Origin of the sequence: Janthinobacterium sp. GMG1 (assembly GCF_034427795.1) — a bacterium.
Classification (GTDB): Bacteria; Pseudomonadota; Gammaproteobacteria; order Burkholderiales; family Burkholderiaceae_D; genus Janthinobacterium.
This window is the reverse complement of record NZ_JAXQNT010000013.1, coordinates 65,499-85,301: the sequence shown is the minus strand read 5'-3', so window position 1 is coordinate 85,301 and position 19,803 is coordinate 65,499. Positions and strand designations below refer to the sequence as shown.

Annotated in this window: 17 protein-coding genes; 8 read left to right on the top strand and 9 right to left on the bottom strand. The window is 62.7% G+C overall.

Annotated features, from left to right (window positions below; all coding sequences use genetic code 11):
• The first annotated feature begins 44 nt into the window (after positions 1 to 44).
• Entirely contained in the window at positions 45 to 407 is a 363-nt protein-coding gene (locus SJI03_RS25505) for a BON domain-containing protein (RefSeq protein WP_034752546.1), read from the top strand.
• 59 nt (positions 408 to 466) lie between these two features.
• On the opposite strand, the gene SJI03_RS25500 is transcribed toward SJI03_RS25505, so the two are convergent.
• The 7 genes from SJI03_RS25500 to SJI03_RS25470 all read right to left on the bottom strand — a co-directional run bounded on the left by SJI03_RS25500 (position 467) and on the right by SJI03_RS25470 (position 7,729).
• Positions 467 to 1,843 (bottom strand): FGGY-family carbohydrate kinase, encoded by a 1,377-nt coding sequence (locus SJI03_RS25500; RefSeq protein WP_322429057.1) that lies wholly within the window; start codon positions 1,841 to 1,843, stop codon positions 467 to 469.
• An 8-nt stretch (positions 1,844 to 1,851) separates the two neighbouring features.
• Positions 1,852 to 2,166: an L-rhamnose mutarotase gene (gene rhaM / locus SJI03_RS25495; RefSeq protein ID WP_099377648.1), complete on the bottom strand. Its 315-nt coding sequence runs from the start codon at positions 2,164 to 2,166 to the stop codon at positions 1,852 to 1,854.
• 2 nt (positions 2,167 to 2,168) lie between these two features.
• Positions 2,169 to 3,218 (bottom strand): ABC transporter permease, encoded by a 1,050-nt coding sequence (locus SJI03_RS25490; RefSeq protein WP_416208787.1) that lies wholly within the window; start codon positions 3,216 to 3,218, stop codon positions 2,169 to 2,171.
• On the bottom strand, positions 3,215 to 4,210 hold the full coding sequence (locus SJI03_RS25485) for an ABC transporter permease (protein WP_322429056.1): 996 nt from the start codon (positions 4,208 to 4,210) through the stop codon (positions 3,215 to 3,217). The genes SJI03_RS25490 and SJI03_RS25485 overlap by 4 nt, the downstream gene beginning before the upstream one ends.
• Positions 4,198 to 5,748, bottom strand: a complete 1,551-nt coding sequence (locus SJI03_RS25480) for a sugar ABC transporter ATP-binding protein (protein ID WP_322429055.1) — start codon at positions 5,746 to 5,748, stop codon at positions 4,198 to 4,200. The genes SJI03_RS25485 and SJI03_RS25480 overlap by 13 nt, the downstream gene beginning before the upstream one ends.
• Before the next feature lie 72 nt (positions 5,749 to 5,820).
• On the bottom strand, positions 5,821 to 6,807 hold the full coding sequence (gene rhaS, locus SJI03_RS25475; protein ID WP_416208788.1) for a rhamnose ABC transporter substrate-binding protein: 987 nt from the start codon (positions 6,805 to 6,807) through the stop codon (positions 5,821 to 5,823).
• A gap of 88 nt (positions 6,808 to 6,895) precedes the next feature.
• On the bottom strand, positions 6,896 to 7,729 hold the full coding sequence (locus SJI03_RS25470; protein WP_099377644.1) for a DeoR/GlpR family DNA-binding transcription regulator: 834 nt from the start codon (positions 7,727 to 7,729) through the stop codon (positions 6,896 to 6,898).
• A gap of 329 nt (positions 7,730 to 8,058) precedes the next feature.
• Here SJI03_RS25470 and SJI03_RS25465 point away from each other — a divergent pair, with 329 nt between their 5' ends.
• The 3 genes from SJI03_RS25465 (at position 8,059) to SJI03_RS25455 (ending at position 12,627) form a co-directional block, all read left to right on the top strand.
• Complete coding sequence (locus tag SJI03_RS25465) at positions 8,059 to 10,167, top strand: bifunctional rhamnulose-1-phosphate aldolase/short-chain dehydrogenase (RefSeq protein WP_080753378.1); 2,109 nt, start codon at positions 8,059 to 8,061, stop codon at positions 10,165 to 10,167.
• 59 nt (positions 10,168 to 10,226) lie between these two features.
• Positions 10,227 to 11,522, top strand: a complete 1,296-nt coding sequence (gene rhaI / locus SJI03_RS25460) for an L-rhamnose catabolism isomerase (RefSeq protein WP_099377643.1) — start codon at positions 10,227 to 10,229, stop codon at positions 11,520 to 11,522.
• A gap of 100 nt (positions 11,523 to 11,622) precedes the next feature.
• Positions 11,623 to 12,627, top strand: coding sequence for a bile acid:sodium symporter family protein (locus SJI03_RS25455; RefSeq protein ID WP_322429054.1), 1,005 nt, complete (start codon positions 11,623 to 11,625; stop codon positions 12,625 to 12,627).
• Here SJI03_RS25455 and SJI03_RS25450 read toward each other — a convergent pair.
• On the bottom strand, positions 12,624 to 13,373 hold the full coding sequence (locus SJI03_RS25450; protein WP_322429053.1) for a sterol desaturase family protein: 750 nt from the start codon (positions 13,371 to 13,373) through the stop codon (positions 12,624 to 12,626). The two genes, SJI03_RS25455 and SJI03_RS25450, sit on opposite strands and share 4 nt — an antisense overlap.
• A gap of 199 nt (positions 13,374 to 13,572) precedes the next feature.
• Between SJI03_RS25450 and modA the strand changes: the two genes are divergently transcribed.
• From modA to SJI03_RS25430, 4 genes are read left to right on the top strand one after another with little or no spacing between them, the layout of a single operon-like run.
• A complete protein-coding gene (gene modA / locus SJI03_RS25445; protein WP_099377640.1) occupies positions 13,573 to 14,331 on the top strand; it encodes a molybdate ABC transporter substrate-binding protein in 759 nt (252 codons plus the stop codon).
• A gap of 17 nt (positions 14,332 to 14,348) precedes the next feature.
• A complete protein-coding gene (modB, locus tag SJI03_RS25440; RefSeq protein ID WP_099377639.1) occupies positions 14,349 to 15,020 on the top strand; it encodes a molybdate ABC transporter permease subunit in 672 nt (223 codons plus the stop codon).
• 17 nt (positions 15,021 to 15,037) lie between these two features.
• Entirely contained in the window at positions 15,038 to 15,739 is a 702-nt protein-coding gene (locus SJI03_RS25435) for a sulfate/molybdate ABC transporter ATP-binding protein (RefSeq protein WP_099377898.1), read from the top strand.
• 34 nt (positions 15,740 to 15,773) lie between these two features.
• Positions 15,774 to 16,541 carry a TOBE domain-containing protein gene (locus SJI03_RS25430; RefSeq protein WP_322429097.1) on the top strand — a complete coding sequence of 256 codons (768 nt, stop codon included), beginning with the start codon at positions 15,774 to 15,776 and terminating at the stop codon, positions 16,539 to 16,541.
• 126 nt (positions 16,542 to 16,667) lie between these two features.
• Here SJI03_RS25430 and SJI03_RS25425 read toward each other — a convergent pair whose 3' ends face one another.
• Positions 16,668 to 19,742 carry a response regulator gene (locus tag SJI03_RS25425; RefSeq protein ID WP_322429052.1) on the bottom strand — a complete coding sequence of 1,025 codons (3,075 nt, stop codon included), beginning with the start codon at positions 19,740 to 19,742 and terminating at the stop codon, positions 16,668 to 16,670.
• Between the last annotated feature and the right edge of the window lie 61 nt (positions 19,743 to 19,803).

The window sequence follows — 19,803 nt, the reverse complement described above, 5'->3', positions numbered from 1 at the left end:
TTTATCCAAGTAAGAAGCTTTTAACTTCATTGAGAGGAACTACCATGCAAACATCGAAACTGTTCAATACCCTGGTTGCCGCTATCGTACTGTCGGGCGCCTCGATCACCGCTTCGCATGCCGCTGACTCCGCACCAAAAGCACAAGCTCCTGCTGACACCGTCGTGGCCGCCAACGCCGCCGCTGCCGTCCCTGATGAAACCATCACTTCCTCGGCCAAGGCCGCCCTGAGCGCCGATGCGCAAGCCGCTGCCCTGCCAGTCAAGGTAGCAACCCAGCAAGGCGTGGTCGTCCTGTCGGGCGACGTGCCGAGCGCCGAAGCGGGTGACCGCGTCGTGCAGATCGTCGCTTCCGTGAGCGGCGTGAAAGAAATCAAGAACGAGCTGAAAGTCAAAGCCGCCGGCTAATCCCCCTCGCGCTGTACTTTACTCCGGGTTGCCCTGTCTGCGGACAGGGCATTTTTCGTTTACGCCCGTATTTTCAAGGCCGGTTCGGTTGCGAGTGCCCGCCATTGTTCTCGATAAGCAGTCAGGCCGTCCAAGGCCAGCGCCGCCATCACCGTCGACTCCAGCGCCGGCACCTCGCCCCAGCGGTGCAACATCCAGCCGCCGCAGGTGGTGCCGCTGGCGTCCTGCGATACGGCCACGTCCTGGCCTGGCCGCAGCGCTGCCAGCACGGAGGCGAAATGCGGGTTGTCGGTAAAGCTGCCTTCCACCATCACCGGCCCGCCGGCGCCCAGGGCATCGAGGCAATAGTCGCTCATCAACGCGCAATACAGGGTGGCCAGCGCGTAGTATTCCTGCGCCGTCTGTGGCGCCGGCCCCACGATGCGTCCCGCCTGCCCGACGAACGGCCCGCCGGACTCGGCAAAACACGGCAGCGCGAGGCTGCCCTGCCGCACCAACCGTTCGATATCGGCCACATCGCATACTTGCGGAGATCCTCCTGCCAGCACCGAAAACTCGCGTCCGCCCATAAAGCGCATGCAGGCCACGGGTTGCCCAAGCGCGTTGACATTGGCCAGCATGTCGGCCGTTTCATCGAGCCGGTCCAGTCGCGCGCCAAACGCGGCGGCAATCGCCCAGGTACCGGTCGACAATATCGTGCGCGGCTGGTCGTTCGCCTCCGTCTCCAGATAGCGCAGCAGCGAAGCATTGCTGTCATGGATGCCGCACAGTACCTGGCAATCGGGCAGCGCTGGGTTGGCTCGCACCGGCCCCAGCGCCGTCCATGCCGCTTGCAGCGGCGGAAACAGCTGCGTCCATTCCATGCGATGCACCAGCGAGGAAAAGGTGCCCAGCTGCGGTTGCCATAAATCCGTATGGCAACCGAGTGACGTCACTTCGCTGGCCGCCACGCCGCACAGTCTCCAGGCCCAGTATTGCGGGTAGGTCAGGATATGGCGCGCGCGGGCGAATTCCTGCGGATACGTTTTGGCCAGCCAGTACAGCTGTAAGCCCAGGTTCAGGCCGCACGGCAGTTGCGGCGACAGGCCGTCGCCAAAGGCTGGCCTGAGCGCCGCGTACTCGGCCGCCAGCGCCTGCGGCAAGGTCGACTCATAGTCGAGGATGGGCAGCACCAGGCCCGTATCGTCGACCAGCGCCGCCGTGGCGCCATGGGTGACGGGCACGATGGCGCTGATGCGGGCCAGGCGTGAAAACGCGGCCAGGGTGGTTTGCAGCCAGTGCCACAGGCGCTCCGTATCGTGGTGCGGATACAGTCCTGTTTGAATGATGTTGTTCGGGCAGCGCTGTTCGGCCAGGATGGCGCCGGCGGCATCCAGCAAGGTCAGCTTGGCATTGGTCTTGCCGATATCGAGTACAACGGTGGCGTCGATGGTCACGGCAGTCCTTAGGCGAGGTGAAACACGGGTGCCAGCGGCACGACGACGGGCGAGGCATCGCTCTGCGTGTCCATCAGGTCGGCCATGTAATCCCACCAGCGGCGCATCACCGGATGCTGCGGCAGCGACTCCATCGCGTGGCCGTCCATGCGGCGCAGCACGGCGAACAGCGCACCCGTCGCTTCATCGAGAAAGATGCTGTAGTCGCGCACGCCGGACTCGTGCAGCAAGGCCGCCAGCTCGGGCCATATGGTATCGTGGCGGCGTTGATATTCTGCGGCATTGCCGGGTTTCAGTTGCATCTTGAAAGCAATTTGTTCCATGATTATTTTTTCGTCGATGTGCGGGTCAACAGGCGCGGCAGGGCGATCGTAATCAGCAACAAGATGCCGACCACGATCGTCATGATCACGCCAGGAATATTCAGCAGCGCAAGGCCATAGGTGACCATGCCCAGCAGCAACACGGCCAGCATCACGCCGCCGATGCTGCCCTTGCCGCCGGCGATGCTGACGCCGCCGAGGATGACCATGGTGATCACTTCCAGTTCCCAGCCCATGGCGATATTCGGCCGCGTGCTGCCGATGCGTCCGGTCAGCAACCAGGCGGCCAGACCGGCCATGGCGCCCGTCAGCACGAACAGGGCAAAGCGGTAGCGGTCCACCGCCACGCCCGAGAAACGCGCCGCCATCGGATTGCTGCCGATGGCAAAGATGCGCCGACCCCAGCTCGTCGCATGCAGCAGCACCGCAAACAGCACGGCGAATGCCAGCAGGATCACAAAGGGGCGCGGAATGATGTCGAAGAAATAGCCCTGGCCCCAGTCGATCAGCAGTTGCGGGTAACCGGTGTAGGCCTGGTCGCCCAGGATCACGCTGGCCAGGCCGCGAAACAGCGCCACCGTGCCGATCGTCACGACGATGGACGGCAAGGCAAAGCGCGTCACCAGCACGCCGTTCAGGCTGCCGCAGACGGCGCCCATGGCCAGCGCCACGAACAGCAGGCCTTCGGGCGGCACGCCGTGGTGGTGCGCAAAGCCCATCGCCACCGATGACAGCGCCAGGGTGCCCGAGACGGAAATATCGATTTCGCGGCAGATGATCAGCAAGGCCATCGGCAATGCAATCAGCGCTTTTTCGCTGAAATTGAAGGTGCTGTCGGCGAGATTATAGGTGTCGAAAAAGTTCGGCAGGAACACGCTGTTGCCGATGAATACCGCGACCAGCAGCAGCGCCAGCAGCGCTTCCCAGTGCGCCAGGTAATGCGACAGTCGCGGCGCCTTGCGGTCGAGGATGGTGTAGCGCGAACCGGGTGCCTTGTCGGATGACGTTTTGGCCGCGTCAGGCTGGTGCAGGGAAGTCGAGATCGCGTTCACGCGGCGCTCCTTGATGAGGGTTGTAGCATGGCCAGCGGCAGGATCTGGCGCCCGGCTTTCTTGTTGCCGCGTGCATTGATCAGGACGGCTGTCAGGATCACGATGCCCGTCAGCGCGCTTTGCCAGAACGGTGACACTTTGATGATCGGCAAGGCGTTGTTGATCACCGACAGGAACAGCGCGCCGAGCACGGCGCCGGCCACGGTGCCGGCGCCGCCGGCGATGCTGATGCCGCCGATCACGCAGGCGGCGATCACGGTAAATTCAAAACCGTAGGCAATTTCCGAATACGCGACCGCGTAACGGGCCACCCACAGATAGCCGCACAGGCCCGCCATCATGCCTGACAGGCCATACGTCCAGAACAGGCGCCGTGCCGTCGAGATGCCGACATAGCGCGCCGCCAGCGGCTGGTTGCCGATTGCATACAGGTCGCGCCCGAAGCGCGTATACCGCGCCAGCAGCCAGGTGGCGAGAATGGCGGCGGCCGCGATCCACACCAGGTGCGTCACGCCAAACAAATGACTCAATGGAAAGGCGATAAAGTTGGCCGGCATCTGGTGCGACGAGACCCAGGCGCCGCCGGACAGCACGAACACCAGGCCGCGGTACACGCTCATGGTGCCCAACGTCACCACGATGGGCGGCAGGTCCAGGTAGCCGATCAGATAGCCATTGACCAGGCCTAGCAGCAGGCCGATCAGCACTGCCACCAGCATCACCAGCGCCAAGGGCAGGTCGGGATAGTTGACGGCCAGCAGCGCCGCCATCATGCCCGACAAGGCCAGGTTCGAGGCCACCGACAGATCGATGCCGCGCGTGACGATGACGAACATTTGCGTCAGCGCCAGCATGATCAATAAAGTGCTGTCGGTCAGCAGGTTGCCCAGGCTGCCCGGGGTCAGGAAGACGGGGGCGCGCAGGCCCACGGCGCCGGCCAGCAGCACGATCAGCAGCGCCAGCTGGACTTCGCGTTGTTTCAGGTAGTGCATGTGAGTTCCTCGTTCGAGTACGCGCTGCCGGAGGCGGCGGCAACCACTTTTTCCGGTGTCGCCTGGGCACGCGGCAACACGCAATTGATATGTCCCTGGTGCATCACCACCACGCGGTCGGCCATGCCCAGTACTTCCGGCAATTCCGACGACACCAAAATTACCGACAGGCCCTGCGTCACCAGCTCGCTGATAAAGCGGTGCACGGCCGCTTTCGAGCCGATATCGATGCCCTTGGTGGGTTCATCGAGAATAATGACTTTCGGCTTGGTGGCCAGCCATTTGGCCAGCACCACTTTTTGCTGGTTGCCACCGGACAGTTCCGACACCATTTGCGTAAAATGGCTGGCTTTCAGTTCCAGCTGTTCGCTGAACTGGCGCGCAATCGCGGTTTCACGCGAACGCTTGCTGCGGAGAAAAAAACCGATACCATCCAGAATCGGCAAGGTAATGTTCTGTACGATCGACAGCGACAGGTGCGCGCCCTGGTGCTGACGGTCTTCCGGCACATAGGCGATGCCGTGCTTGATGGCGTCGCTGGCGCTGCGGATCGCCACTTCCTTGCCGGCAATCTTGACCGTGCCCGTCACGCCTTGCGTGAGGCCGAACAGCGCCTGCATCACCTCGGAGCGGCCGGCGCCCACCAGGCCATAGAAGCCGACGATCTCACCTTGCTGCACCGAAAAATGAATATCGCGAAATTCGGTCGGATGACAGAACTGCGACACTTCCAGCAGGGTCGCTCCCAGTGGCACCTCGACCTTGGGAAATACCTGGTGGATCGCGCGGCCCACCATCAGCGACACCAGCTGCGGTTCGGTGATTTCGGCCAGCAAACCGGCAGCGACAAAATGGCCGTCGCGCAGCACCGTATAGCTGTCGGCGACGGCAAAGATTTCATCGAATTTGTGCGAGATGAAAATGACCGCCGTGCCGGCCGCGCGCAGCTGGCCGATGATGCGGTACAGCTCGTGGATTTCGCGCTGCGACAGCGAGGCCGTCGGCTCGTCCATGATCACCACACGCGCATCCTGCGACAGGGCGCGGGCGATCTCGACGAAGTGACGCTGCGCCACGCTCAGGTCCTTGACCTTGGCCAAGACCGGCAACTGCACTTCCAGCCGCGCGAAGATCGCTTCGGCCTGGCTGGCCATCAGCGCCCAGTCGATGCGGGCCGGATAGCCGGTCTGCGGCTGGCGGCCGATATAGATATTTTCGGCCACCGTCAGTTCATCGAACATCACGGTTTCCTGGTGCACGGCGGTCATGCCGGCATCCATCGCGTCTTGCGGGCTGGCAAACAGCACGCGCTGGCCGTTCACTTCGATATGGCCGGCGTCCGGTTGATAAATGCCGGTCAGCGTCTTGACCAGGGTCGACTTGCCGGCGCCGTTTTCGCCGATCAGCGCCATCACTTCGCCGGCGCGCACCGTCAGCGCCACGTCTTTCAGCGCGGTGACGCCATGGAAATGCTTGCAGATGCCTTGCAGGCGCAATACCGGCGCCTCGGCCTGCGAAATAGGGGGATTCTGTGACATAGCCATTCACAAGTTAAGGATTTCGTAGGTCGGGTTAGCGGAACGCGTAACCCGACAACAGCCGCCGACGTATTAGAAAATCTTCGAGAACTTGTCGACGTTATCCTTGTCGTACGTGAACGGTGGTGCCAGCGCCGCTTCGCCTGCCGCGTCGACGGTCAGCTTGCCCATGCGGCCGACCGCAATCGATTCGCCGGCCTTGCCGGTCGCCTTGCCGGTCACGAACTGGTGCGCGGCATAGGTGGCGGCGTAGCCCAGGTCGATCGGATTCCAGATCGCAAAGCTTTTCACGGCGCCGCTCTTCACGTGGCCGGCCATTTCCGATGGCAGGCCCAGGCCCGTCACATACACTTTGCCGACCAGCTTTTCATCGACCACGGCCTTGCCGGCCGCATTGATGCCAACCGTAGTCGGGGCGATGATGGCTTTCAGGTTCGGGTTGCTGCGCAGCAAACCAATCGCTTCGCGGTAGCTTTTGTCGGACTGGTCGTCGCCATACACGGTCGACACCAGCTTGATTTTCGAATACGCGGGCTGGGCCAGCGTTTTCTTCATTTCGCCGATCCAGATATTCTGGTTGGTCGCTTGCGCGGTGGCCGACAGGATGGCGATCTCGCCGGCGCCGCCGATGGCGTCAGACGCCATTTCAATTTGCTTCTGGCCGATCAGGGCCGGGCTCGATGGATTCAATTGCATCAGGCGGCCGTCCTTGGCGATGCCGCTGTCAAAGGAAATGACCTTGATGCCGCGCTGCATGGCTTTCTTGGTGATCGGCACCAGCGCATTGGCATCGTTGGCGGAAATGACGATGGCCTTGACCTTCTGGCTGATCAGGGAACTGATGATTTCGATCTGGCCTTCGGCGGTGGCCGTGGTTGGGCCCGTGTAAATGATTTCCACGTCGCCCAGTTGCTTGGCCGCTTCGTTCGCGCCTTCGTGGGCGGCGTCAAAAAAGCCGTTGCCGAGGTTCTTCACGACCATCGCGATCTTCATTTTTTCCGCCGCCTGGGCACCGGTGGCCAGGCAGGCCATCATGCAGGTGCTCAGGACCGCCACCATCATTTTGTTCATTTTCATGCCACGTCTCCTTTTATTATTGATGTGGCGGTAGACACCATGTCCCCTGCCATCTTGTTCTTATTATTTTTTAGTGGACTTGCCATTCCTTTTCCGTCTGCAGCAGACTCGCTTCAGCGGCTTGCTCGGGCGCCACCGCCAGTACTTTCACGCCCGATTGCTCCAGCATCTGCACGGCTGCATCGGACGCGCCCGTATCAGTGATCACGCAGGACACGCGGTTCAGGCCGCACAGGATTAGCCCGGCCTTGCGCGCGAACTTGCTGCTGTCGGCCAGCACGATCAGTTCCTCGGCCTGGCTGATCAGGCGCTTTTCGGCCTGGATCAGCATCGGGTCCGCTTCCATCAGGCCCAGCATCGACAGGCCGTACACGCCCATGAACATTTTCCCGGCGTAATGGTGCTGGCTGATGTCGTTGTCGAACGGGCTCAAAATGACGTTCTGCTCGCGATAGACCTTGCCGCCTGGCAGGATGATTTCGTTCTCGCTGGTCATCAACAGGCGCTCGGCCATCATGAAGGAATTGGTGAGGATTTTCAGGCGCTTGTCGACCAAGAATTCCACCATGCGATAGGTGGTGGTGCCGCCATTGATGATGATGGTGTCACCGTCCGCGCACAGGCCGCAGGCATGGCGGGCAATCGCGCGTTTCTGCGCGGCGCAGCGGTCGATATTGTTCTGGAATGTCTCGCCCGACAGCGCAAACGTACGCTGTTTTTTTTGCGGCAGGCTTTCCGCTCCGCCACGGGTGCGCACCAGCAGATTGCGCTCGGCCAGCCAGGCGATATCGCGCCGCACCGTGGCCGGCGACGAATTGAGCCAGTTGACCAATTGATCGACGCTCGCCGTGGTGTGTTCGGCGAGTAACTTCAACAGCCCTTTGCGGCGTTTGTGATTGATCACGTTGTCTCCTCTTGAGTCATCTCCTTGGAGGCTGCGGCGCGGTGCGCAATGGCCAGGGACGACTTCTTTATCGGTGAGCCAGCCTAAGCAGTTGAGCAGTCCATGTCAACAATCAATCAATCAACATGGTGATTATTTGCCCATTGCGCAAATGGCTGATCGGGGTTCCGATCAACATGATGATTATTTGCGTTTCTCTCACCGTTTTGATTGCTTGTTGATTGACATGGCCAGGCCGCTGATTTCTACTGAGCGCTGCTGCCGCCAGCTGCTCCGCACACAGATGCGGTCATGGCAATCGCACACATAACCAATAATGGAGACACTGTATGACCGCCACGATGGACACCAAATCGCCCGCGCCCATGGCCTCGCTGTGGGACGACGCGCACGCCGCAACCTTGAGCGAACCGGAACTGCTGCTGTACCGCTCGAACCTGCTCGGTTCGGATATGCGCATCACCAATTTTGGCGGCGGCAATACCTCGGCCAAGATCACCATGACCGATCCGCTGACGGGCGACCAAGCCGAAGTGCTGTGGGTCAAAGGCTCCGGTGGCGACCTGGGCAGCATCAAGCTCGATGGCTTTTCCACCTTGTATATGGACAAGCTCAATGCCCTGAAAGGCCGCTACCGTGGCCTGGCGCTGGAAGACGAAATGGTGGCCTATTTGCCCCATTGCACCTTCAACCTGAACCCGCGCGCGGCCAGTATCGATACCCCGCTGCATGCGTATATCGCGCGCAAGCATGTCGACCATATGCATCCGGATGCGGTGATCGCGATTGCCGCCTGCGCCAACAGCAAGGCTTTGACGCAAAAGATTTTTGAAGGCGAACTGGGCTGGCTGCCATGGCAGCGCCCCGGCTACGACCTGGGCCTGAAATTGGAAGCCGTATCGCAGGCGCAGCCGAACCTGAAGGGCATCATCCTCGAAGGCCACGGCCTGTTTACCTGGGGCGATACGGCCAAGTCCTGCTATGAAGTCACGCTGGCCATCATCAAGCGCGCCGAAGACTGGCTGGCCGCCAATACCAGACAACCGGCGTTTGGCGGCGCCAAGGTCGCACCGCTGCCGTCGGAAGAACGCGCCGCGCTGGCGCAGCGGCTGATGCCCCTGCTGCGCGGCAAGATCAGCCAGGACGAATACAAGCTGGGCCACTTCGACGACAGCGCCAATGTGCTCGATTTTGTTTGCAGCAACGATTTGCTGCCGCTGGCCGCGCTCGGCACTTCCTGCCCCGACCACTTCCTGCGCACCAAGATCCGCCCGTTCGTGATCGACTTCGAGCCCGCCAGCCCAGACTTCGACAAGCTGGTGGCGGGCCTCGACGATGCGCTGGCAGCCTACCGCGCGGACTACCTCGCCTACTATACGCGCTGCAAGCACGACAACAGCCCGGCCGTGCGCGACGCCAACCCGATCATCTATCTGATCCCTGGCGTGGGCATGCTGTCGTTCGCCAAGGACAAGGCGACGGCGCGCATCGCCGGCGAGTTCTATGTCAACGCCATCAACGTGATGCGCGGCGCCAATGGCGTCGACACCTATGTCGGCCTGCCGGAACAGGAAGCCTTCGATATCGAATACTGGCTGCTGGAAGAAGCCAAGCTGCAGCGCATGCCGAAACCGAAAAGCCTGGCTGGCCGCATCGCGCTGATAACCGGTGGCGCCGGCGGCATCGGTCAGGCCGTGGCGCGCCAGCTGCTGCAGGAAGGCGCGTGCGTGATGCTGACAGATATCGATGGCGGCGCCCTCGAAGAAGCCGAGCAGGCGCTGCTGAAGGTGGCGGGCCGCGACAATATCGCCACGGTGCGCGCCAATATCACGGCCGAGCATGAAGTAGAGGCCATCCTGAACGCGGCCGCGCTGCGCTTTGGCGGCGTCGACCTGCTGGTGTCGAACGCGGGTATCGCCTCGTCGGCGCCTGTGGAAGACACGACCCTGGAAATGTGGGAGCGCAACCAGTCGATTCTGGTCACCGGCTACTTCCTGGTCAGCCGCGCCGCCTTCCGCATCATGAAGCAGCAGCAGTTGGGCGGCAGCATGGTGTATGTGGCCAGCAAGAATGGCCTGGTGGCCTCCGGTGGCGCCTCGGCTTATTGCACCGCCAAGGCGGCCGAGATTCACCTGGCCCGTTGCCTGGCGCTGGAAGGCGCGCCGCACGGCATCCGCGTCAATGTCGTCAACCCCGACGCCGTGATCCGCGGTTCGCGCATCTGGGATGGCAAGTGGAAGGAAGAGCGGGCCGCCTCGAACAAGATCGATTCGGACGATATCGAGGAATTCTACCGCCAGCGCAGCATGCTCAAACGCAGCGTGCTGCCGGAAGACATCGCCGAAGCCGTGTATTTCCTGTCCAGCGAAAAAGCCGCCAAGAGTACCGGCAATATCATCAATGTCGATGCCGGCAACGCGGCCGCATTTACACGATAATCAAGTCCTATAAAAAAGCAGCCGGCCAACGCGCCGCGCTGTGCACAAGGAGACGAAGCATGAACACCATGATCAACGAAGGCCTGGTGGCCGAACACAATGCCAAGCTGCAGTCCGACCTCGACGCCGACTATGCGGCGCTGGCCGGCGTGCTGGAACGGCGCGGCCAGGACATTGAAAAACTGACGGCGCTGGCGCAGACCTTTGCCGTGGCCGTGCCAACCTGGGGCGCCGGCACCGGCGGCACCCGCTTTGCCCGTTTCCCCGGCGTGGGCGAACCGCGCAATATATTTGAAAAGCTGGAAGACTGCGCCGTCATCCATCAACTGACGCAAGCCACGCCCGCCGTCTCGCCGCATTTTCCATGGGACAAAGTGAGCGACACGGCAGCCCTGCGTGAAGTCGCCGAAGGCTATGGCCTGGGCTTTGACGCCGTCAATTCGAACACCTTCCAGGACCAGCTGGGCCAGGAGCACACCTACAAGCACGGCAGTCTGACCTCGCAAAGCGCCAGCGTGCGCGCGCAGGCGGTCGAGCACAACATCGAATGCATAGCACTGGGCCGCGCGCTCGGTTCGAAAGCGCTGACGGTGTGGGTCGGCGACGGCGCCAACTTCCCCGGCCAACACAATCTGCGTGGTGCGCTGGAGCGCTACCTGGACAGCATGCGCGATATCTACGGCGCCCTGCCTGCCGACTGGAATATCTTCATCGAACACAAGCTGTTCGAGCCGGCCTTCTACGCCACCACCATCGCCGACTGGGGCACCAGCTTTGCCTGCGCCACCACCCTGGGCCCGAAAGCCAAATGCCTGGTCGACCTGGGCCACCATGCGCCAAACACGAATATTGAAATGATCGTCGCGCGCCTGGCGCAGTTCGGCAAGTTGGGCGGCTTCCACTTCAACGACAGCAAATACGGCGACGACGACCTCGATTCGGGCAGCATCAACCCGTTCCAGTTGTTCCTGGTATTCAATGAACTGGCCGATGCGGCCGAGCGCGAAGGCAGCACCTTTAACCCCGCCTACATGCTGGACCAGTCGCACAATGTGACCGACCCGATCGAAAGCCTGATGAGCAGCGCCGTCGAGGTACAGCGCGCCTTTATCCAGTCCGCGCTGGTCGACCGCGCCGGATTGCGCCACCTGCAGGAAAGCAATGACGTGCATGCGTCCGCGCAGGCCTTGAAGCAGGCATTCCGTACCGATGTCAGCGCGATTTTGGCCATGGCGCGCCTGCGTTCGGGCGCGGCCATCGATCCGGTCGCCTGCTACCGCAGCAGCGGTTACCGCGAAGCGCGTGGCGTCGCGCGTCCACCGAAGGCAGGGGCGAGCAGCAGCGGTATTGTTTAAAGCAGCGAACAGGGCGGCATGCATCTTCCCGGCATGCCGCCAAGCAAGCAGGTAGAATGCCAGGCACTGGCGCTGTCCTGCGCCGCTACCAGGTCCACGCATGTCTTCTTTCTCTCCACGCGCCCTGCTGCGCAATCTGCAACCCGATAACTTCACCCTCGCCCTGCTCGTCACCGTGGCGCTGGCCACTTTCCTGCCTTGCACGGGCCAGACGGCCGTGGTCTTCGGCAACATCACCACGGTGGCCATCGGCGCCCTGTTCTTCCTGCACGGCGCCAAGCTGTCGCGCGAAGCCGTGGTGGCCGGCGCCATGCACTGGCGCCTGCACTTGCTGGTGCTGGCCAGCACCTTTGTCCTGTTTCCGCTGCTGGGCCTGGCCTTGCGTCCGCTGGCGCTGACCTTCCTCACGCCCGACCTGTACATGGGCATCTTATTCCTGTGCGCCTTGCCATCGACCGTGCAATCGTCGATCGCCATGACGGCCATGGCGCGCGGCAACGTGCCGGCCGCCATCTGCAGCGCCTCGGCCTCGAACTTCATCGGCATTTTCCTCGCCCCCATCCTGGTGGGCTTGCTGGTGGCCAAGGGCGCGGAAAGCAAGTCGTCGGTGGACGCGGTATTGTCGATTGTCATGCAGCTGCTGCTGCCCTTCCTGGCCGGCCAGTTCCTGCGCCGCTGGATCGGCCGCTGGGTCGACCGCCATAAAGCCACCTTGAAATACGTCGACCAGGGTTCGATCTTGCTGGTGGTCTACACGGCCTTCAGCGAAGCCGTCAGCGAAGGCCTGTGGCATACGATTTCGGTGGAAACGCTGGTGGCCCTGGGGCTGATCAGCCTGCTGCTGCTGGCGCTGGTGCTGGGTATTTCCACTTTTGTCAGCCGCCGCCTGGGGTTCAACAAGGAAGATGAAATCGCCATCGTCTTTTGCGCCTCGAAGAAAAGCCTGGCCAGCGGCGTGCCCATGGCCAAGGTGTTGTTTTCCACGCGTTCGCTGGGCATGGTGATCTTGCCGCTAATGCTGTTCCACCAGATTCAGCTGATGATCTGCGCCGTGATCGCGCAACGGTATGCGCGGCGCGACGAGGCGGCGGTGGCGCGCGTCTAGGGCGCGGACGGGGCCTTGCTGCGCACTGGCCACGTCAGCGCGTCAAGCAAGGTTCCCGGCGCCTTGCCCGTGTCCAGACCCGTCGGCGGATACTCTTCCGCGCGGGGAATATGGTGGGTGCCGAACAACCGGTCGAAGACGGGGAACAGCCCGGCGAAATTACGGTTGAAATGTTCAGCTTGCGCCGAATGATGAACGCGATGGTACTGCGGTGAATTGAACAACATCCAGTAACGGCCAAAGCCGACCCGGACATTCATATGCGGAAAAACATGATACAAGCCCAGGATTCCGTACATTCCTAAAATCACCATGTTGGTCTTGAACAAGATCCCCGCAAGCAGATAGATACTCAGTGCCTTGATGCCCGCTTCGGCCCAATAGTGCCTGGTCGTGGTGCTGGCATTCATGGCCGTATCGCTGTGATGGAAGGAATGCATGGCCCACATGGCGGGTACGCGGTGTTGCACGCGATGAAAGGCGTATTCCAGAAAATCCATGCTGAGGGCATACACGATGAATGCCGGCGCCAGCATCGAGCCGGATGCGTCGAGATCGATGAGCCCGCCACCGGCTGCATTGACAAGCTGCACCGTGACGATGGCCGTGAGCGGGGCAAGCATGGCGCCGCTGGCGGCATAGATGACCATATACGCCAGATTGAAGCGTGACGCACCCGAAGGCTGTTGCTGCAGGGGATGGCGCTTCTCGATGAGCAGTGCCAGAAGAATGACCGCCAGGAGCATCGAGGGGCCAAGCAGTACCGCTGCGTATCCCATCGTTTAACCCTGGAAAGTAGTGGATATTCTTCTATTCTTAAAAATAGTCCGGCCATCTGCATCTGTCAATGCCATTGGCATTGTCTTGACCCATGCAATGGCAGAACGCTATATATAAGTGTATATTACGCTCCTTGTTCACCGTTCACTTTACAAGGATACGATCATGCGCCTCACCTCCCTCGCCCGCCTGCTTGGCACCGCTCTGCTGGCCACCGCCGCCACCTCCGCCCTTGCCGGCGAAGTGGTGGTGTCGGCCGCGGCCAGCCTGACGAATGCGTTCAAGGATGCGGCGCAAAGCTACGAGGCGCAGTATCCAGGCAGCAAGGTATCCCTGAACTTCGCTGCCTCGGGCGTGCTGCTGCAACAGATCGTCAAGGGCGCGCCCGTGGACGTGTTTGCCTCAGCCGACCAGGAAACCATGGATGCGGCGCAAAAACAGGGCTTCGTCTTGCCGGCTGACCGCATGGATTTCGTCGGCAACAGCCTGGTGCTGATCGTGCCGCACGATAGTAAGCTGGGCATCAAGAGCTTGACGGACCTGACGCATAAAGATGTGACGCGCGTGGCCATCGCCAACCCGGCCAGCGTGCCCGTCGGCCGCTACTCCGAAGGCGCGCTGAAGAAGGCGAAGCTGTGGGATGCCGTGCAAGCCAAGGCCATCGGCACGCAGAACGTGCGCCAGTCGCTCGACTACGTGGCGCGCGGCGAAGTCGATGCGGGCTTTGTCTACGCCACCGACGCGGCCATCATGAAAGACAAGGTCAACGTGGTGCTGGAGGTGCCATTGGACGCGCCCGTGCTGTACCCGATCGCCACCATCAAGGGCAGCGGCAATGCCGCCGAAGCGAAGCGCTTCGTCAGCTACCTGCAGACGGCGCCGGCACAAGCCATTCTCGCCAAGTACGGTTTCAAAAAGCCATAATTTAGGTACGCACCTGCATGGATATCGCCTGGACCGCGCTGGCCCTGTCGCTCAAGGTAGCGGCATGGGCCACGGCGCTCAATTTGTTGCTTGGCATCGGTACGGGCTACCTGCTGGCGCGCACGCGTTTTCCCGGGCGCGAACTGCTCGACGCCCTGTTGACCCTGCCGATGGTGATGCCGCCCACCGTGCTCGGCTATTACCTGCTGGTGCTGCTGGGCCGGCGCGGCACGCTGGGCATCTGGCTGCAGGATAACTTCGGCATCAACCTCATCTTTACGTGGCAGGGCGCCGTGATCGCCTCCACCGTGGTCGCCTTTCCCCTCGTCTTCAAGCCCGCCCGCGCCGCCTTCGAGGCCGTCGACGGCCAGCTGGAGCAGGCGGCCCGCGTGCTGGGCATTTCGGAAATGGCGATCTTTTTCCGCGTCACGTTACCGCTGGCCTGGCGCGGCATCCTCGCCGGCGTGCTGCTGGGTTTTGTACGCGCGCTGGGCGAGTTCGGCGCCACCCTGATGGTGGCCGGCAGCATCCCCGGCAAGACGCAGACCCTGTCGGTGGCCGTGTTTGAAGCCGTGCAGGCGGGTCAGGATGAAGTGGCCAATACGCTGGTCCTGATTATCTCTGTTGTCTGCATCGTGGTGCTGTTGTCGGCTGGCCGCCTGGCACCCGGGCGCATCGCGCACAAATGACGCCTATGATGATGCCTATGCAACTCGACCTCGACCTCCGCGCCACCTTGCGCTCCGGCAAACGCCGCTTCGACCTGCAGGTGCAATGCACCTCCAGCAGCCAGCGCATCGCCATGTATGGCCCGTCCGGCGCCGGCAAGAGCATGACCCTGAAAGCCATTGCCGGACTGTTTACACCGGATGCAGGACATATCCGCCTGAACGGGCGCACCCTGTTCGACTCCGCCGCCGGCATCAATTTGCCGCCGCAGCAGCGCAATGTCGCCTATCTGTTCCAGGATTACGCGCTGTTCCCGCACCTGACGGTGCGCCAGAACGTGGGTTTTGGCCTGAGCCGCGGCTGGTTCAACCCGCGCGCGCGCGAAAAATTGCAGAAGGTCGAGCATTGGCTGGACGCATTCCACTTGCAGGAACTGGCGCAGCAGTTCCCCGACGAGTTGTCCGGTGGCCAGCGCCAAAGGGTGGCGCTGGCGAGGGCGCTCGTGGCCGAGCCGGCTGCGCTGCTGCTCGACGAGCCGTTTGCCGCCCTCGATCCGGCCCTGCGTGTCAAAATGCGGCTGGAACTGAGCCAGTGGCAGCAGCGCCTGGACGTGCCCATGATCCTGATCACACATGATCCGGAAGATGCGCGCATCCTGGGCGAGCATGTGCTGTACTTGCGCGACGGGCAGATCGATAACAGGGAAGAACACATGGCATTGGGTGAACGCATTGGATAAATCAGCGGCCATCGGCCTGCAAGGCTCGGTATGGATGACGGTGGGCGGAGAAAACCTGGGCGGCGCCGGCCGGGTGGAATTGCTGGGTGCCATCGCCGAGTGCGGCTCCATCACGCAGGCGGCCAAGCTTGTGAAGATGAGCTACAAGGCGGCCTGGGATGCCATCGACGCGATGAACAACCTGGCTGGCGAACCGCTGGTCGAGCGCCTGACGGGCGGCAAGGGCGGCGGCGGCACGCGGCTGACGCCACGGGGACGCCAGCTGGTCGACAATTTCCGCATCATCGAGCGCGAGCATGCCCGTTACCTGCGCCAGCTGGGCAGCCAGGCGGAAGGCATCGCCGACGACCTTTTACTCATACGGAGAATGGCCATGAAAACCACGGCACGCAATCAATTCCTGGGCAAGGTGGCCGAACTGAAACAGGGCGCCGTCAACGACGAAGTCACGCTGGAATTGCCGGGCGGACAGCATATCGTGGCCATCGTCACGCAGGGCAGCAGCGCCAGCCTGGGCCTGGTGCCGGGCGCGGAAGCGTTCGCGCTGATCAAGGCTTCGTCGATCATCCTTGTGACGGACAGCCATGGCGCGCGCTTTTCCGCGCGCAACCAGCTGGCCGGGGTGGTGACGCGCGTGCAGACGGGCGCCGTCAACACGGAAGTGGTGCTGGACCTGCCGCGCGGCGGCACGATCGCCGCCATCATCACGAATCAGAGCAGCACCGATCTGGGCATCGAACCGGGCAGCAATGTGACGGCGATGTTCAAGGCGTCCAGCGTGATTCTGGGCGTGCCCGCATAAAACGCCAAAGCAAATCTACTGCGCGTCGCGATTTGCGGCCTGCGATGCTCACCGTGCTCTAGCACGGTTGCGCTTCTTAGCCACAACTCACTGCCGCTCGCTACGGTTTTCTTAGGCGTTTGGGTGCTAATCCTTCAGCCTGGACAACCAATCCGCTGCCGCCGCCAGCGCCAGTTCCAGTTCCTGCGCCGTGTGCGCCAGCAGCGCCGGCACCTCGTCCAGACGGCCCGCATCGATGGCTTCCTCGGTGGCGAAGGCGGCGCGGATCAGGCGTTTCGTGCCCAGGGTGCCGACGGAGCCGCGCACGCTGTGCAGGATGCGCGCCACGTCGCTGTGGCGGCCCGCCTGCAACGCTGTTTCGGCGTCGCGCACGGGCGTCATGCCCTTGTTCAGCGCGTCTTCCACCATGCGCCGCAGCACGCCGCGCCCCTTCGCATCGCGCCCCATCACGCGCATCAGCGGCGCCATGGAAAACACTTCCTCATCGGCGACGCGTGCCGGCTCGGCCGTCTGCACTTGCGGGCGCTTGGGCAGGTGGCGCAGGATGACTTCCATCATCTCTTCCACCACCACGGGCTTGGCGATGAAGTCGCTGATGCCGGCCGTCATGCAGCGCTCGCGCTCGGACGCCAGCACGCCGGCCGTCATGGCGATCACGGGCAGGTTCAGGCGCAGTTCCGTGCGGATGATGTGGGTGGCGCTGAAACCGTCCATGACGGGCATCTGCATGTCCATCAGCACGATGTCGTAGCGCAACGCTTCCGTGCGCAGCCGTTCCACGGCTTGCAAGCCGTCGCCCACCACGTCCAGGGTGGCGCCCATGTGTTCGAGGATGCCGCGCGCCACGGCCTGGTTCAAATGATTGTCTTCCACCAGCAGGAAATGCACGCCGGCCAGTTCCGTGCCCAGCGGCTGGTGCAGCATGCGTGGCTCGCCGCCGTCGTTCTTGGTAATCAGCGCCTGGTGCAGGGCATCGAACAGGCTGGAGCCCGTGATCGGCTTCATCAGCACAACGTCGGCCTCGGCCGCGCTGGAAATTTCCTCCAGGTGGTTGCGGGCGAAGGCGTTGACCATCACCACGATGGGCTGGCGCTGGCCGCTGGCCGCCTGGCGGATGGCCTTGGCTGTGGCCAGGCCGTCCATGACGGGCATGTGCCAGTCGGCCAGCACCACGTCGTATGGTTGCTGCTGCGCCAGGCGTTCGCGGTACAGTTCGATGGCGGCAAAGCCGGAGTCCACTTCGTCGGCCAGCCAGCCCCACGCCTCGATCAGCTTGACGATCAGTTCGCGCGTGGTGCGGTTATCGTCGGCCACCAGCAGGCGCAGCTGGCCCAGCGCGGGCGTGCGCCGCGTTTCGGCCGGTTGCGCCAGCATCTCGAAGGGCACGCTGAACCAGAAGCGGCTGCCCTTGCCTTCGCTGCTGGCGACGGCGATGTCGCCGCCCATCATGTGGATCAGCTGCTTGCTGATGGCCAGGCCCAGGCCCGTGCCGCCGAAGCGCCGCGTGATGCTCTGGTCGCCCTGGGAAAACGCGGAAAACAGCTGTTGTTGCTGCAGTTCCGTCATGCCGATGCCCGTGTCGCGCACTTCGAAGCGCAGCCAGGCGCGGCCGCTCTCGCTCTCGGCCAGGCTGACGGCCACCACCACTTCGCCGCTCTCCGTGAACTTGATGGCGTTGCCGGCCAGGTTGACGAGGATTTGCTGCAGGCGCTGGGCGTCGCCGACGAGGCGCCGCGGTACGTCGGGTTCGACGGCGATGGCCAGTTCCAGTTCCTTTTCGCCCGCATTCATCGTCATCGTCGTGGCCAGGGTATTCATGACTTCGTCGAGGTCGAATTCGACAGGCGACAATTCCATGCGGCGCGCCTCGATCTTCGAATAGTCGAGCACGTCGTTGAGGATGCCCAGCAGCGACTGGCCCGCCACGCGCACCATGGTCAGATACTTGCGTTGTTCCGTATCGAGCCTGGTATTGCCCAGCAAATACACCATGCCCAGCACGGCATTGAGGGGCGTGCGGATTTCATGGCTCATGTTGGCCACGAAATCGCTCTTCGCGCGGTTGGCCGCTTCGGCGCGGTCGCGTTCCTGTTCCAGCTCCGCCGCGCGCGCTTCGAGTTCCTGCTGCAGGCGGTCGCGTTCGCTCATCAGGCCGTTGAACGCTTCCGTCAGTTCGCCGATCTCGTCGCGCTGCTGTACCGGCACGGGGGTGAAGCGGCTGCCGCTGGTGCGCAGGGCCAGCAAGGTGTCGCGCAGGCGCACCAGCGGCGACAGCAGGCGCACGGTGACCCAGCCCAGAACGGCAGCGGCCAGCAGCGAAGCGAGGATGCTCCACAGCACCAGCCGGTACAGCACGCCATCGAACGGTTCAAAGGCATCCTCGACGGGCAGCGAGGCGGCCAGCAGCCAGTTCACGGATTTCAGGCGCTTGAAGCTGTTGACGGCCGTGATGCCGCGGCTGTTGGTGCTGACCATGCTGCCTTCGCCATCTTCCTTCAGCAACTGGGTCGTCGTCAGGTTGGCGTTCGGCTTGCGCGGTTGCAGCAAGCGGCTCGTATCGGGGTGCAGCACATAGCGCGGCACGGCGCCGCGCGTGAGGATGAAGTAATAGCCGCTCTTGCCGATCTTTTCCGAGCGCAGGCGGCCCAGCAGGTTGTCCTTGTACAGGCGCAGCACGCCGATCACCACGCCGGCCACCCGGCCATCGGCGGCCAGCACGGGCGCCACCATCTGCACGATGGGCATGCCGCTCGATTTACCAAGCATCGGTTCGGTGATCATGGGCTGGCGCGTGCGCAGGACGGTCTGGAAATACTCGCGCTCGGCAACGTTGATGCCGGCGCGCCCCGCCACTTCCGGCATGTCGGCCACGATGGCGCCCTGCGCGTCGAGCACCAGCACGTCATCGAACAGCACCAGCATCGAGCGGCGCGAATAGTATTCGCGCAATTGGGCGGGCCGGGCGATCAATTCCGGCGGCTGTTGCCGGGCCGTCAGGGTGACGATCTGCAGCAGCATGCCCAGCTTGTCGTCGAGCTCGGCAGCGGTGCGGGTGATCAGGGACGATTGCTGGCTCAGCAGTACTCGGGTGAAGTCGTCGCGCATGTGCTGCACCTGGATCATGGTGACCAGCGCGATCATGGCGATCGAGGTCAGGCTGGTGGCCAGCGCGACTTTTGCTTTGATGCCGAGAGGCTTCATGATTTCCTTTTCAGTACCGGGCGGCACAGGCGGCAGATAATGCTGTCAGGAATTTTCCTAT